We start from the raw sequence: 15355 nt of genomic DNA, 5'->3' as shown, positions 1-15355 counted from the left end.
ATGACGCAACCTTTGTTAGATATCGATAACCTCTCCATCGCCTTTCGCCAGCAGGGTGAGACTACCCCCGTCGTCAGCGAACTGTCGCTGCAGATTGCCGTCGGCGAGACCCTGGCGCTGGTCGGCGAGTCCGGCTCCGGGAAGAGCGTGACCGCGCTATCGGTGCTGCGGCTACTCCCGTCGCCGCCGGTCAGCTATCCTGCCGGCGACATCCGTTTTCACGGCCAGTCGCTGCTGCACGTGGATGAACGCACCCTGCGCGGCGTGCGCGGTAACCGTATTGCGATGATCTTTCAGGAGCCGATGGTTTCGCTTAATCCACTGCATACTCTGGAAAAACAGCTGTACGAAGTGCTCTCTTTGCATCGCGGGATGCGCAAAGAAGCGGCGCGCGGGGAAATCCTCGACTGCCTCGATCGCGTCGGCATCCGCAACGCGCCCCGGCGGCTGGCCGACTATCCCCATCAGCTTTCCGGCGGCGAGCGCCAGCGGGTGATGATCGCCATGGCGCTGTTAACCCGCCCGGAGCTGCTTATTGCCGACGAACCCACCACCGCGCTGGACGTGTCGGTGCAGGCGCAAATCCTCACGCTGCTGCGGGAGCTGAAGCAAGAGTTGAATATGGGGCTGCTGTTTATCACCCATAATCTGAGCATCGTTCGTCAGCTCGCCGACCGCGTCGCGGTGATGCAGAACGGCCGCTGCGTGGAACAAAACGGCTGCCGGGCGCTGTTTTCCGCCCCCGAACACCCTTATACCCGCCGCCTGCTGGATAGCGAGCCGTCGGGCGATCCCGTCCCGCTCGCACCCGATGCCCCGGTGTTGCTGCGGGCGGAAAATTTGAGTATCGCTTTCCCGATACGTAAAGGTCTGCTGCGGCGAGTTGTCGATCATAACCGGGTCGTTAACGCCCTCAGCTTTCATTTGCGCGCGGGAGAAACGCTGGGGCTGGTCGGCGAGTCCGGATCGGGCAAAAGCACCACCGGGCTGGCGCTTCTGCGTCTGATTCATTCCGCTGGCGCGATCGCCTTTGACGGTGAGGCGCTTCAGGGACGCAATCGCCGGCAGATGCTGCCGCTGCGTCGTCGCATGCAGGTGGTCTTTCAGGATCCTAACTCATCGCTAAACCCGCGGCTCAACGTGCTGCAAATTATCGAAGAGGGATTGCGCGTCCATCAACCGACGCTCGCGCCGGCCAAACGGGAGCAGGCGGTGATTCAGGTGATGCAGGAGGTCGGCCTCGATCCACACTCACGGCATCGCTACCCTGCCGCCTTCTCCGGCGGCCAGCGTCAGCGCATCGCGATCGCCAGGGCGCTGGTCGTCAAACCGCAGCTTATCGTGCTGGATGAGCCCACCTCATCGCTGGATAAAACCGTACAGGCGCAAATCCTCGCGCTGCTGAAGGCGTTACAGCAAAAGCATCAGCTGGCCTATATTTTTATCAGCCATGATTTACGCGTCGTGCGGGCGTTGTGTCATCAGGTGATGGTGCTGCGGCAGGGAGAAGTCGTCGAGCAAGGTGAGTGCGAGCGCGTATTTACCGCTCCGCAGCAGGAGTATACCCGTCAGCTGCTGGCGTTAAGCTGACGGTCAGAAGGGATTGTTGCCGGAAAAAGGTTCCGCAATCGCCACGCCGAAATTTTTCAGGCGGCAGGTTGCAGCGAATTCGTCCTGACGGTTAACAAACAGGCACGGTTCCCCTTCGCATTCAACGACAGAGCTGTCGACCTCGATGTCGCTAAGCGCCTGGCTGAGCTTATGCATGACCGGCCACGCGCTTTCGCCATCGGGGCTGAGTAATTTCAACGCCACGAGGCTGTTTTCGCTCTGGGCGCCGTTTTGCGGAATCGGTTCAACTCTTGAACCTGCAAAACCGGCCAGCCAGCGATAGCTCTGCGGCAGACGGTGTACGATAGAGAGTTGCAGTGTATTCACGTGTTTACCCCGGAAGCAAAATACTTCACAATAATTTTACATCAATACTAACACATTATTGACAACCAGTCCTCTTCCTGCACAGAAAACGCTTACACCAGTGGCATAGCCGTGTTATTGGTTTGTAATGTAAAAGTTTATAATTGTGCAGATGGAACATCTTCGGGCTATATGTACCCGTTTCTGTGATCTAAAACAACTTTTTTATCGCAATCATGCGACTTTTTGAACGATTTGATTTTACATAAAATAAACAAATCGCTGAACAGAGAAGCCAGATTTGGTTGACATGCATCAAAAAAAGGGGCGATATCGCCCCCTGAAAGTCGCTTAGCGCGCGGCTTTGCGCCGTCGGCTGGTGTAGAGGTAAAAGAGGATGGAGCTGCTGGCGCAGAAGGCGATAGAAATCAGCATTGGCCAGGCGGTGGTAAACGTCGCCATCGACAGCAGCGCGCCGACAATGGCGCCAATCCCGAAACGGAACGTCCCTGCCAGCGAGGAAGCGGTCCCGGCCATATGCGGAAACTCATCGAGAATCACCGCCATCGCGTTAGAGGAGACCATCGAAACGCAGCCGATGAACGCCGCCACGCCAAACACCAGCGCCCAGAACCCCACGCCAAACAGCGCGCACACGACCATCCACGCCGCCATCGCAAACTGGATCCATAGCCCGGCGCGGAACATGTTCAGCGCCCCAACCCGCCGCACAAAGCGGCTGTTGATCATGGTCATGACAAACAGGAAGACGACGTTCAGCGCAAAATAGTAGCCAAAGTGCTGCGGTGAAACGTGGTTGATATTGATATAGACAAACGGGCCGGCGCTCAGAAACGAGAACATCCCGGCGAAGCTGAAACCGCTTGCCAGCATATAGCTCAGCACCCGCTTGTGGCGAAACAGCGTCGCGAAGTTGCCGAGCGTAGTGCGAATATGAAATTTCTGCCGGCGTTCCGGCGGCAGGGTCTCGCTAATAAAGAAGGCGATCATCGCCGAGGCTAATAGCGCCGCCACCGCGAGGATCCAGAAGATCGCATGCCAGCTAAACCACACCAGCACCGCTCCGCCGACCATCGGCGCCACCAGCGGCGCGACGGTGGTCACCAGCATGACGAACGACATCATCCGCGAGAACTCTTCCTTGGGATAGATATCGCGCATCAGGGCGTTAATCACCACGCTCGCCGCCGCGGCCGCCAGGCCGTGGAAAAAGCGCATGGTGATCAGCATATCGATAGTCTGCGACAGCGCGCAGGCCACCGCCGCCGCGGCAAAAACCAACGTACCCCCCAGTATCACCGGTTTACGCCCCATGCTGTCCGCCATTGGGCCATATAAAAGCTGGCCCAGGGCAAAGCCCAGAATATAGGTACTGAGCGTCATCTGCGCGCTGCCGTCCGGCACATTAAACTGCGCCGCAATCACCGGCAGCGCCGGAAGATACATATCAATCGACAGCGGCATTAACATGGCCAGCAGGCCAAGAATAAACACAATCCCTAATGAAGAATTCTGCTTTGCCGTCACGTTTTACTCCGCGCATGTTGGACGCCAACGCTGGCAATTTCTTCTGCCGTCAGCGGACGATATTCACCCGGCGCCAGCGACGCATCAAGCGCGATATCGCCAATACGTTCGCGATGCAGGCCAACCACATGATTCCCCACCGCGGCAAACATCCGCTTCACCTGATGGTAGCGCCCTTCGCTAATGGTCAGGCGGACTTCGGTCGGCGTCACCACTTCCAGCACCGCCGGTTTGGTCAGGTCTTTCTCATTATGCAGCTGAACGCCTTTGGCAAACTGCTCGGTGGTGGACTCATCCAGCGGATTTTCCAGCGTCACCAGATAGGTTTTTTCGCAATGGTGGCGTGGGGAAGTAATGCGGTGCGACCACTGGCCATCGTCGGTCATCAATACCAGTCCGGTGGTGTCGATATCCAGACGCCCCGCGGCATGCAGCTTGTGCGCCACCGGCTCGTCGAGGAAATAAAGGACCGTCGGATGATCCGGATCGTCGGTGGAACAAACGTAACCCTGCGGCTTGTTGAGCATAAAGTAGCGCGGGCCGGTCTGCTGAACCAGCGTATTGCCGTCATACTCGACGTCATGCTCCGGCAGAAGCTTGAAGGAGGAGTCTTTTACAATGTCGCCGTCCACGGTAACGCGGCTGCCGCGGATTTCACGCCCGGCAATAGCCCGGCTAACGCCAAGTTGCTGAGCGATAAACTTATCAAGTCGCATGAGATTTTTTTAGCCTGTACAAGTGCTGGAGCGGGCAACGCGCCCGAAAAAGAAGAATTTCATGGGGTAGTATAACGGGCTATTAACACCACTCAAGGGAAAAGATTCGTGGCATACTATTCGCGAGTTAATTAACCGCCATAAATTCATGACATTTACATTACGTCCCTACCAAAAAGAGGCGGTCGACGCGACGCTCGCCTGGTTTCGCCGCCATCATGAACCTGCCGCGATTGTGCTGCCGACAGGCGCAGGTAAAAGCCTGGTTATCGCCGAACTTGCGCGCCTGGCGCGCGGTCGCGTGCTGGTGCTGGCGCACGTTAAAGAGCTGGTGGCGCAGAACCACGCCAAGTATTGCGCGCTCGGCCTGGAAGCGGATATTTTCGCCGCGGGCCTCAAGCGTAAAGAGAGCCACGGTAAAGTGGTCTTTGGCAGCGTGCAGTCGGTCGCCCGCAACCTCGACCAGTTTCAGGGCGAGTTTTCGCTGCTGATCGTCGACGAGTGCCACCGCATCAGCGACGATGATGACAGCCAGTATCAGCAGATTATCAGCCACCTTCAGCAGGTCAATCCGCACCTGCGCCTTCTGGGGCTGACTGCGACGCCTTTTCGCCTCGGTAAGGGGTGGATTTACCAGTTCCACTACCACGGCATGGTGCGCGGCGATGAAAACGCGCTGTTTCGCGACTGCATCTACGAGCTGCCGCTGCGCTATATGATTAAGAACGGCTACCTGACGCCGCCGGAGCGGCTGGATATGCCGGTGGTTCAATATGACTTCAGCCGCCTGCAGTCGCAAAGTAACGGCCTGTTCAGCGAGGCTGATTTAAACCACGAACTGAAAAAACAGCAGCGCGTCACGCCGCATATCGTCAGCCAAATCGTTGAATTCGCCCAAACGCGCAAAGGGGCGATGATTTTCGCCGCCACCGTTGAACACGCCCGCGAAGTGACCGGGTTGCTTCCGCAGGGCGAAGCGGCCTTAATCACCGGTGAAACGCCGGGGCCGGAGCGCGATCGCATCATCGACGCGTTTAAAGCTCAGCAGTACCGCTATCTGGTTAACGTCGCGGTACTGACGACCGGCTTTGATGCGCCGCATGTCGATCTGATCGCCATCCTGCGCCCGACCGAGTCGGTGAGCCTTTACCAACAGATCGTCGGCCGCGGCCTGCGCCTGGCGCCGGGTAAAACGGACTGCCTGATTCTCGATTACGCCGGTAATCCGCACGACCTTTACGCGCCTGAAGTGGGAACACCGAAGGGGAAAAGCGACAACGTGCCGGTCCAGGTTTTTTGCCCGGCATGCGGTTTCGCCAATACGTTCTGGGGGAAAACCACCGCCGACGGCACGCTGATTGAACACTTTGGCCGCCGCTGTCAGGGCTGGTTTGAGGATGAGGAAGGCCATCGCGAGCAGTGTGATTTTCGTTTTCGCTTTAAAAACTGCCCGCAGTGTAACGCGGAAAACGATATCGCCGCCCGCCGCTGCCGCGAGTGCGATACCATCCTGGTCGACCCCGACGACATGCTGAAAGCCGCGCTGAAGCTTAAAGATGCGCTGGTGCTGCGCTGTAGCGGTATGGATCTGCAGCACGGCGCGGATGATAAAGGCGCCTGGCTAAAAATCACCTATTACGATGAAGATGGCGCGGATGTTAGTGAGCGCTTCCGACTGCATACGCCCGCCCAGCGCACCGCCTTTGAGCAGCTCTTTATCCGCCCGCATACCCGAACGCCGGGCGTACCGCTGCGCTGGATAACGCCCGCCGATATCCTCGCCCAGCAGGCGCTTCTGCGCCATCCGGACTTTGTCGTGGCGCGCATGAAGGGGCAATACTGGCAGGTGCGGGAGAAAGTATTTGATTATCAGGGCCGATTCCGCCGGGCCAACGAACTACGCTAATCGCCCTCACGTCTGAGGTTTTGGTTGCTGCAAACACCTATGGCGGCTATAATGCCGCCCGCTTTTGCATTCGCAAAGCAGATAATCTGCCTGCTGCTGGGTCGCCTGTAGCAGGATTTATATATAGAGAGACATCAATGTTTACTATCAACGCAGAAGTACGTAAAGAGCAGGGTAAGGGTGCGAGCCGCCGCCTGCGTGCAGCTAACAAATTCCCGGCCATCATCTATGGCGGCGAAGCTGCGCCAGTAGCAATCGAACTGGATCACGACAAAGTGTGGAACATGCAGACCAACGCTGAGTTCTACAACGAAGTTCTGACCATCGTTGTTGATGGCAAAGAAGAGAAAGTTAAAGCTCAGGCTGTTCAGCGTCACCCGTTCAAGCCGAAGCTGACTCACATCGACTTCGTTCGCGCTTAATCGCCGACTGAAAGTTGTATGGCAAGCGCCCCGCTCCGCAAGGTTCGGGGCGTTTTGTTTATCAGTCGAGTAGCGTTGACCTGTTCAGCGCAAGATGCTGCACCAGCATAATCGTTTTCGCATCGACGATTTCCCCTTCGCGAATAGCCTGCAGCGCTTTTTCCAGCGGCCACTCCAGCACTTCGATATCTTCCCCTTCCGTCGCCAGTCCGCCACCGTCGCCGCGCCGATCGTCGGCAGAGTATTCGGCAATGAAAAAGTAAAGCTTCTCCGTCACCGAACCGGGGCTCATGTAAGCGGTGAATACCGGCTCAATGCGCGTGACGCGAAAACCGGTCTCCTCTTCGGCTTCGGCAACGATGCGCGCTTCCGGGGAAGCGTTATCCAGCAGTCCGGCGGCGGCTTCGATCAAAAATCCATCATGACCGTTAATCCACGCCGGAAAGCGAAACTGGCGAACCAGCACTACCGTTTGCTTTTCACGATTGTAGAGCAGGATCACCGCGCCGTTGCCGCGGTCGTAAGCTTCCCGGCTCTGCTCCTGCCAGCGTCCGTCCCGGCGCAATAGTTCAAAAGTATATTTCTTGAGCGTGTACCAGTTATCCGATAACAGCGTTTCGCGGATATGGCGAACGCGCGGTGCGTCAGCGTGCATGTTTTTCCCCTTTTAGGTGACAGTTAGCAACATAACATGCATAATCGTGCACAAACAAGATCACTCATGAAGGTATTTTGATGCTCGCCAGCCAGAGAAAACAGCAGATTTTGCAGATCCTCGCCGAGGAAAAACAGGTGATGTCCGGGGATCTCAGCCAGCGCTTTAGCGTATCAGAGGACTCCATTCGCCGGGATCTGCGGGAGCTGGCCGCAGAAGGCAAGCTGCAGCGCGTCCACGGCGGCGCGCTGCCGGTTTCCGAAGCCATCGCGCCTATTGAAACAAGAAAGAACGTGCAAATCGCCTCAAAGCAGAGCATTGCCCAGCGCGCGGTTGAGCTCATTCAGCCCGGTCAGGTAGTGGTTGTCGACGGCGGCACCACCACCGGGGAGATGGTGCGCCTGCTGCCGGATAACCTCGCGTGTACCGTGGTCACCCATAGCCCGGGGATTGCCGTCGCGCTGGTGGAAAAACCGCTCATCGAGGTGATTTTGATCGGCGGCCGGTTGTTTAAACATTCCGTCGTCAGCGTCGGGTCTGCGGCCCTCGAGAGTATTTCCCGTATCAACGCCGATCTGTTTTTTATGGGCGTCACCGGCGTTCACCCCCGGGCGGGATTCACCACCGGTGACTATGAAGAAGCGGGCATTAAACGCGCGCTGGCGGCGCGGGCTGCCGAAACGGTGGTGATGGCGTCACAAGAAAAGCTTAACTCCGCGTCGGCCTTTGCCATCGGCGAGCTGGGGGCAGCCAGTACGCTGATCGTGGATACGACCCTGGACGAGGCGCTGCGACAGCAGCTAACCCTGGCGGGTGTAGAAATCCTCTACGCCCTGTAATACGGGTTCAGGCAAAAAAATCCCGACTCGACGTCGGGATTTTGCGCATTAATTTCCGCCAGAAGTACGGCGCTGTAGCTGGTCGCGCAGGTTCGGCGGCGTGCCTTTAATGGTTAAGGTATCCGTAGCCGGATCCCAGAACACCCGCTCGCCCAGCAGCATAGCGTCAAAATTAATGGTTAACCCGCCGCCGCTGCCGGCAAACTTGGTTAACTGACGCAGCGTGCTGCGATCCGCCGGGAAGCTCTCTTCCAGCTCGTAGCCTTGTTCGGCGGTAAATTCCTGAAAGGTTTTCTCGCTGACGCCCGCCAGCTCTTTCGACAGCGACTCCAGCTCGATTTCCTCACCGGCCTGCAGCTGCTCGTTGCAGTAGCTGTATACCTGCTGGCGCACGTTTTGACGTTCAGATTTATCCAGCTGCGCATCGGCGGCGAAATCATCAAGCGCCTGCAGCAGGCCGCGGTTCTGCGCTTTGGCGTTCAGCCCTTCGCTGGCGCCGAGGAAATCCATAAAGAAATCCGCCACCTTGCGCCCTACCCGCCCCTTCAGGAAGGTCAGATAGCGCGTTGACTCCGGGTTGGTTTCCCACTCGGTTAAATCAATACGCGCGACGATATCCGCGTGATTGATGTCCAGATAATGGGTGGAGCTGATATCCAGCTCTTCGTTGACGCGCATGCTGCTTAGGTTGTTCAGCACCGCCACCATCAGATATTCCACCGCCAGATAACGATACTGGCAAAACAGCACAATACCGCCTTCTGCAAAGGGATATTTTGCCAGTTCGTCGCGCAGGCGCCCGGTAGCGGCGCGGCTAAACGGCAGGAACGCTTCTTCGCCCTTACGCTGCCCGCGCAGCGCCTGCGCCAGCTCGCTCTCTTCATTAAACAGGCCGTAGGCTTTATTTTTTGCGCTGTAGACACGATGCAGTTCGGCCATCATCTCGACAACCGTCGCCGTCGGCTCCAGCAACGATTCGCGCAGCACCAGCTCCAGATTTTGTTCATCACGTTTGATTAACTGATGCAGGGCAATCTGGTCGATATCCAGACTCATGTTAAACTCTCCTTTTAGACCGGGCGGTATTCAACCACCGCGGGGGCAACGACGCAACCGCCGCGTGACTCTTTGCGAGCGAAGCCGCGCGCTTTTGCGTCGTGGCGAAAAAATGCGGAAAAAAAGCTGCTGCTACGGTAATATGTTGCCCTTTCACGAACAAACAGATTTTGAGTTTATGCCGCAATTATCCCGCTATAGCGATGAACACGTCGAACAGCTGCTCAGCGAACTGACGAGCGTTCTGGAAACACATAAAGCGCCCGTTGACCTTTCACTGATGGTTCTGGGCAATATGGTGACTAACCTGATCAACAGTAGCGTCGCGCCGGCGCAGCGTCAGGCCATCGCCCGTTCTTTTGCCCAGGCGCTGCAGTCATCTATCAACGACGATCCAGCGCACTAAGGATAACGAACAACAGTATATGGTGACTCTTCGTCAGCCCTACCGAGAAAAAGTCTCCCAGATGGTCAGCTGGGGGCACTGGTTCGCCCTTTTCAACATGTTGTTGGCTATGGTGCTCGGCAGTCGCTATCTGTTTGTCGCCGACTGGCCAACGACGCTTGCCGGACGCCTCTTTTCGTACGTCAGCCTCGTTGGTCACTTCAGCTTCCTGGTCTTTACCAGCTACGTGCTGATTCTTTTCCCGCTGACTTTTATCGTCGTCTCTCAGCGCTTAATGCGCTTTATCTCGGTTATTCTGGCGACCGTGGGCATGACGCTGCTGCTAATCGACAGCGAAGTTTTCACCCGTTTCCACCTGCATCTTAATCCCTTTGTCTGGGAACTGGTTATCAACCCCGACCAGAACGAGATGGCGCGCGACTGGCAGCTGATGTTTATCAGCGTACCGATCATTTTCCTGCTGGAAATGCTCTTCGCGACCTGGAGCTGGCAGAAGCTGCGCAGCCTGACGCGTCGCCGCCACTACGCCCGACCCGTTGCCTGGTTCTTCTTTATCTCCTTTATCAGTAGCCATCTGGTCTATATCTGGGCGGATGCCAACTTCTATCGTCCGATCACCATGCAGCGGGCCAACCTGCCGCTCTCCTATCCGATGACGGCGCGCCGTTTCCTGGAAAAACATGGCCTGCTCGACGCGCAGGACTACCAGCGCCGTCTGGTGGAACAAGGCGCGCCAGAAGCCGTCTCGGTGCAATATCCGCTGAGCGATCTGCGTTATCGCGATCTCGGTACCGGTTATAACGTGCTGCTGATTACCGTTGATAACCTTAATTATTCGCGCTTTGAGAAAAACATGCCTGCGCTGGCCGGGTTCGCGAAAGACAACGTGAACTTTACCCAGCACATGAGCTCCGGCAACACCGCTGACAGCGGCATGTTTGGCCTGTTCTACGGTATTTCCCCGAGCTATATGGACGGCGTTCTGTCTGCGCGTATCCCCGCGGCCCTGATTACGTCGCTGAATCAGCAGGGTTATCAGCTGGGCCTGTTCTCATCAGATGGCTTTAGCAGCCCGCTCTACCGTCAGGCGCTGCTGTCAGATTTCTCACTGCCCGTCGCGAAAGCGCAAAGCGACGAGCAGACGGCAAACCAGTGGATTAACTGGCTGGACCGCTACGCCCAGGATGAAAACCGCTGGTTCTCGTGGGTTTCTCTCAACGGCACTACCTTTGACGACGGGCAGCAGCAAAACTTCGTCCGCCGCTACGGTAACGCCGCGGGCGCGGTCGATACGCAAATTGGCCGCGTGCTGAACGCGCTGCGGGAAGCGGGCAAGCTGGACAACACGGTGGTTATCGTGACCGCGGGCCGTGGAATGCCGCTGAACCCGCAGCATGAGCAGTTTGGCTGGTCGCGCGAGCAGCTGCAGGTTCCCTTAGTGATCCATTGGCCGGGCACGCCGGCTCAGGAGATCGCGACGCTGACCGATAATAAAGACGTGATGACGACGCTGATGCAGCGTTTGCTCCACGTCTCTACCCCGGCCAACGAGTATTCGCAAGGTGAGGATCTGTTTAGCGCCGCCCGCCGTCGTGCCTGGGTCACCGCGGCCAATAGCGATACGCTGGCCATTACCACGCCGAAATTCACGGTTGTGCTTAATCACAACGGCACTTACAGAACGTGGAACAGCGACGGCGAGAAAATTAACGATCAAAAACCGCAGCTCAGCTTGCTGCTGCAGGTGCTGACCGATGAAAAACGCTTTATCGCTAACTGATTGATTATTTATAAATCAATCAGTCATTTCCCGGCTTGCATTCGCTTGGGGAACGGGTAATATTGTTCCCCACGAATCGGCACGTAGCGCAGCCTGGTAGCGCACCGTCATGGGGTGTCGGGGGTCGGAGGTTCAAATCCTCTCGTGCCGACCAAATTATTCACCGATTAAATCGGTAACCCCTTAAGAACCCGCACTCTCACAGAGTTTGCGGGTTTTTTAATGTCATATTTCCACCCTGTTCTAAGCGAAACACCACCGCGACTCTAATTGTAAATCCCGGAAAAACTTCTATTATTTGACTGTACACGTCATTTTTCTGAAGGATTTACATGAGAGTTAATGGACTTACGAAAGGATTTTTCATCCTGATCGTGCTGATCGTCACCCTTGCTTTTTTCGACGTTCTCTCCCCCTATTATTCAGCCATTTTATGGGCGGCCATTCTGGCGGTGATCTTCCACCCGGTGAAGAACAAACTGCGCGATCGGCTCGGCGAGCGTAACGGCCTGGCGGCGTTTCTGACGATAGTGATTATCTGTCTGATCGTGTTTACCCCGCTGGCGATCATCCTCTCGTCGCTGGCCTTCGAGCTCAACGTGGTTTACACCAAACTGCAGCATAACGATACCCAGTTCCCGACCGTGGTAGCCAGCCTGTTTGCTCACCTGCCGGAATGGGCAAGGAGCTTTCTCTCAGAGCATAATCTTGATAGCGCGGAACAGATTCAGCGGCAGCTTTCGGACGTTGCGCTTAAAGGAGGCCAGTACCTGGCCGGTAGCGCATTCCTGATTGGTAAAGGCACGTTCGGTTTTACCATCAGCTTCGGCATCATGCTTTATCTGCTGTTTTTCCTGCTAAAAGATGGTCCGTACCTGGTCAGGCTGATTCTGGAATCCCTGCCGCTATCAAATCACGTGAAGCAGCATCTTTTCGCCAAATTTGCCGCCGTCGCCAGGGCGACGGTCAAAGGCACCGTGGCGGTCGCGCTCGCCCAGGGCGCGCTTGGTGGGCTGGCGTTCTGGATCGTGGGCATTGATGGCAGCATCCTGTGGGGCGCGCTGATGGCGTTTCTGTCGCTGATCCCGGCGGTGGGTTCGGCGATTATCTGGGTGCCTGCGGCGATCTATCTCTTCGCGACCGGTCAGCTCTGGCAGGGCGCGTTTATCGTCGGTTTCTTTGTGATCATCGTAGGCCTGGTTGATAACATTCTGCGACCTTTACTGGTGGGTAAAGATACCAAAATGCCGGACTACCTGATCCTGATCACCACGATCGGCGGAATGGAAATCTACGGCATCAACGGCTTTGTTATCGGCCCGCTGATCGCCGCCCTGTTTATCGCCTGCTGGAACCTGCTGTCCGGACGCGATCACGCCGGAAACATCGATGAACTTGATGAGGATTTCTTAGAAGAGGGTAAAAATCACGAGGAGTAGCGGCCGGTATTGCACAACTTTACAGGCATAGAGCGGCATTCCTGTCAGGTAATGACCGGCACCTTAGCGGCTCTGTAATTAGTAAAACATCGCGGGGGCAGCGAGGTCAGGGGGATACCCCTTGCTCAACCGCGATGAAATCCCCTACCCCCGCACCAATAAGCAGAATTTATAACTGGTATCTGTGAAAATTTTGGTAAACGCCACTGCCCACCAACGTAACAAATGCTAACATTATGCTGCTTATGATTGATAACAAAGGATTACCCACGTGAAAAAAATCACTACGTTTGCTGCCTCCCTGCTGGCCGTTGCCTGCATGTCCACCAGCGCCGCTGCAGCTGAGCAGCCGCTGGAGAAGATCGCCCCGTTTCCAAAGGCGGAACAAGGGATGAAGCGTCAGGTGATTCAGCTGCCGCAGCAGCAGGATGAATCCGCATTGAAAGTCGAGCTGATGATTGGCCAGACGCTGGAAGTCGACTGCAACCGCCACCGCCTTGGCGGCCAGCTGGAAAGCAAAACCCTGGAAGGCTGGGGCTACGACTACTACGTATTTGATAAAGTGACGTCACCCGTCTCAACCATGATGGCCTGCCCGGATGGTAAAAAAGAGAAGCAGTTTGTGATGGCTGGCCTGGGCGATGCGGGCATGCTGCGCTATAACAGCAAGCTGCCGATCGTGGTTTATACCCCGGCGAATATCGACGTGAAATATCGTATCTGGAGAGCGGACGAAACCATCGGCGTAGCCGTTCAGCGTTAATGCCTGAAGAGTGAATCCGGCGGCCTGCGCCGCCGGAGAAGCGCTTACAGCGCGATGTCAGCGATAGGTTTCCCTTCCGGCAGCGGCTTTAGCGTCGCCTGCGGAACGTTATCAGCCTCGGTAAGCGGCTCATAGCGCAGTTCCAGCACTTCGCTGGTCCACGCCAGCGCCTTTTCAATTTCCGCTGCGTTGCCATCCAGACGCGTACCGTAGCTCGGGATAATCGCTTTCAGTTTCGCCTGCCACTCCGCTGAGTTGATCTTCTCTTTGAACACTTTCTCCATCAGCTGCAGCATGATTGGTGCCGCGGTGGAAGCACCCGGCGAGGCGCCCAACAGCGCGGCTACCGTGCCTTCATCATCGCTGACAACTTCGGTTCCCAGGCGCAGAACGCCGCCCTTCTTCGCGTCGCGCTTGATAATCTGCACGCGCTGGCCGGCCTGCCATAAGCGCCAGTCTTCTTTGCGCGCTTCCGGATAGTACTCGCACAGCGCCGCGTGACGATCTTTGTCCTTTTGCAGCACCTGGCTAATCAGGTATTTTACCAGATCGAAGTTATCCAGCCCGACGTTGAGCATCGGCATGATATTCGACGTGTTGGTGGAGGCCAGCAGATCCCAAAGCGAACCGTTTTTCAGGAAGCGGGTTGAGAAGGTCGCGAACGGCCCAAACAGCACCACGCGTTTGCCGTCGATAATACGGGTGTCGATGTGCGGAACCGACATCGGCGGCGCGCCCACTTCCGCCTGGCCGTAGACTTTAGCCAGATGGTGAGTCACCACTTCCGGGTTCTCGCAGACCAGGAACTGACCGCCGACCGGAAAGCCCGCGTACTCCTTCGCCTGCGGAATACCGGTTTCCTGCAGCAGGGTCAGCGCGGCGCCGCCGGCGCCAATAAAGATAAATTTAGCCCTGATAACCCGTTTCTGGTGGCGATTGTTCGCATCCGCCAGCGTTACGCTCCAGCTTTTGTCGGCGTTGCGCTTAAAGCGACGGACCACGGTACCCAGCTGAAGCGAGAAATTATCATGGGTTTGCAGTCCGGCGATCAGCTGACGGGTAATTTCACCGTAGTTCACGTCGGTGCCGACTTCCGAGCGGGTCGCGGCCACCTTCTGCTGCGGATCGCGCCCTTCCATCACCAGCGGAGCCCACTCTTTAATTTGTTGATGATCTTCAGAGTAGCGGATACCGCGGAACAGCTCGCTTTGTTGTAACGCCGCATAGCGGGCGCGCAGGAAGTTAACGTTGTCTTCGCCCCACACGAAGCTCATGTGCGGCACGCTGTTAATAAAGGATTTAGGCTTTTTCAGTATGCCCCGGGTCACCTGGTGGGCCCAAAACTGACGAGAAATCTGGAAAGATTCGTTGATATCAACCGCTTTATCGATATTGATACCGTTAGCGGTTTGCGGCGTATAGTTCAATTCCATCAGCGCCGCGTGGCCGGTGCCCGCGTTGTTCCATCCGTTCGAGCTCTCTTCCGCGACGCTGGACATCTGCTCGACCATGGTAATAGACCAGTCCGGCTCCAGTTCCTGCAGCCAGGTTCCCAACGTGGCGCTCATGATGCCGCCGCCAATCAACAATACATCCGTCTCTTGCTCATGGCGGGTGTTGGTCCGAGTGTTATTGGAACCAACCGCCTGTGAGCTGGGTACGGCCATCTTTTTCTTCATCGGATTTGAGCCTTACTTTACTCGCTTTTTTATTTAGCGCAGGTGAAACGATTCTCGGCTTCAAAGGTAACACTGAAGAAAAAAAATTTAAATATTGTTTAAATTTTAAGTTGAGTTTTGAGATCTGTTATAAAAATGTTTAATAAATGTGTATCACAAATCACATTTTGTACTGGTGTCAGCGATGCATCCGCGCTATTATCCTCGGTTTTGTGACCGACCGCACGTA

General features: G+C 56.3%; 14 protein-coding genes and 1 tRNA gene. 9 read left to right on the top strand and 6 right to left on the bottom strand.

Going from position 1 to position 15355, the window contains the following annotated elements; translation table 11 throughout:
- The gene (gene yejF / locus SIK97_RS07995) at positions 1-1590 is read left to right on the top strand and encodes a microcin C ABC transporter ATP-binding protein YejF (protein WP_057173882.1); all 1590 of its coding nucleotides are present in this window, start codon (positions 1-3) and stop codon (positions 1588-1590) included.
- A 3-nt stretch (positions 1591-1593) separates the two neighbouring features.
- Here the strand turns inward: yejF and SIK97_RS07990 are convergent, their stop codons facing one another.
- The 3 genes from SIK97_RS07990 to rsuA form a co-directional block, all read right to left on the bottom strand.
- Complete coding sequence (locus tag SIK97_RS07990; RefSeq protein WP_004122937.1) at positions 1594-1938, bottom strand: YejG family protein; 345 nt, start codon at positions 1936-1938, stop codon at positions 1594-1596.
- Positions 1939-2268: 330 nt separating this feature from the next.
- Positions 2269-3465, bottom strand: a complete 1197-nt coding sequence (locus SIK97_RS07985; protein ID WP_057173883.1) for a Bcr/CflA family multidrug efflux MFS transporter — start codon at positions 3463-3465, stop codon at positions 2269-2271.
- A complete protein-coding gene (gene rsuA / locus SIK97_RS07980) occupies positions 3462-4181 on the bottom strand; it encodes a 16S rRNA pseudouridine(516) synthase RsuA (RefSeq protein ID WP_057173884.1) in 720 nt (239 codons plus the stop codon). Before rsuA ends, SIK97_RS07985 begins: the two co-directional genes overlap by 4 nt.
- 148 nt (positions 4182-4329) lie before the next feature.
- On the opposite strand from rsuA, the gene SIK97_RS07975 reads away from it, so the two are divergent.
- Positions 4330-6087, top strand: a complete 1758-nt coding sequence (locus SIK97_RS07975) for a DEAD/DEAH box helicase (RefSeq protein ID WP_057173885.1) — start codon at positions 4330-4332, stop codon at positions 6085-6087.
- A 137-nt stretch (positions 6088-6224) separates the two neighbouring features.
- Positions 6225-6509 (top strand): 50S ribosomal protein L25, encoded by a 285-nt coding sequence (gene rplY, locus SIK97_RS07970; RefSeq protein ID WP_004114143.1) that lies wholly within the window; start codon positions 6225-6227, stop codon positions 6507-6509.
- Positions 6510-6570: 61 nt separating this feature from the next.
- On the opposite strand, the gene SIK97_RS07965 is transcribed toward rplY, so the two are convergent.
- Entirely contained in the window at positions 6571-7164 is a 594-nt protein-coding gene (locus SIK97_RS07965) for an NUDIX domain-containing protein (RefSeq protein WP_032693687.1), read from the bottom strand.
- An 80-nt stretch (positions 7165-7244) separates the two neighbouring features.
- Here SIK97_RS07965 and SIK97_RS07960 point away from each other — a divergent pair, with 80 nt between their 5' ends.
- On the top strand, positions 7245-8003 hold the full coding sequence (locus tag SIK97_RS07960) for a DeoR/GlpR family DNA-binding transcription regulator (RefSeq protein WP_014230181.1): 759 nt from the start codon (positions 7245-7247) through the stop codon (positions 8001-8003).
- 48 nt (positions 8004-8051) lie between these two features.
- Here the strand turns inward: SIK97_RS07960 and yejK are convergent, their stop codons facing one another.
- Positions 8052-9059, bottom strand: a complete 1008-nt coding sequence (gene yejK, locus SIK97_RS07955) for a nucleoid-associated protein YejK (protein ID WP_004122954.1) — start codon at positions 9057-9059, stop codon at positions 8052-8054.
- A gap of 178 nt (positions 9060-9237) precedes the next feature.
- Between yejK and SIK97_RS07950 the strand changes: the two genes are divergently transcribed.
- The 5 genes from SIK97_RS07950 (at position 9238) to eco (ending at position 13447) form a co-directional block, all read left to right on the top strand.
- A complete protein-coding gene (locus tag SIK97_RS07950) occupies positions 9238-9465 on the top strand; it encodes a YejL family protein (RefSeq protein WP_004133900.1) in 228 nt (75 codons plus the stop codon).
- 19 nt (positions 9466-9484) lie between these two features.
- The gene (gene yejM / locus SIK97_RS07945) at positions 9485-11245 is read left to right on the top strand and encodes an LPS biosynthesis-modulating metalloenzyme YejM (protein ID WP_014230182.1); all 1761 of its coding nucleotides are present in this window, start codon (positions 9485-9487) and stop codon (positions 11243-11245) included.
- A gap of 77 nt (positions 11246-11322) precedes the next feature.
- Positions 11323-11399 (top strand) — tRNA-Pro (locus SIK97_RS07940).
- Between the two features lie 178 nt (positions 11400-11577).
- Positions 11578-12684: an AI-2E family transporter gene (locus SIK97_RS07935; protein ID WP_009653963.1), complete on the top strand. Its 1107-nt coding sequence runs from the start codon at positions 11578-11580 to the stop codon at positions 12682-12684.
- Between the two features lie 271 nt (positions 12685-12955).
- Positions 12956-13447 (top strand): serine protease inhibitor ecotin, encoded by a 492-nt coding sequence (gene eco / locus SIK97_RS07930; protein ID WP_032750679.1) that lies wholly within the window; start codon positions 12956-12958, stop codon positions 13445-13447.
- Positions 13448-13491: 44 nt separating this feature from the next.
- Here the strand turns inward: eco and mqo are convergent, their stop codons facing one another.
- A complete protein-coding gene (mqo, locus tag SIK97_RS07925) occupies positions 13492-15126 on the bottom strand; it encodes a malate dehydrogenase (quinone) (RefSeq protein WP_025106713.1) in 1635 nt (544 codons plus the stop codon).
- Positions 15127-15355 lie beyond the last annotated feature (229 nt).

Origin of the sequence: Klebsiella sp. JN_Kp126, from assembly GCF_033843325.1 — a bacterium.
Taxonomy (GTDB): Bacteria; Pseudomonadota; Gammaproteobacteria; order Enterobacterales; family Enterobacteriaceae; genus Klebsiella; species Klebsiella michiganensis.
This window is presented reverse-complemented; position numbering and strand designations above follow the sequence as displayed.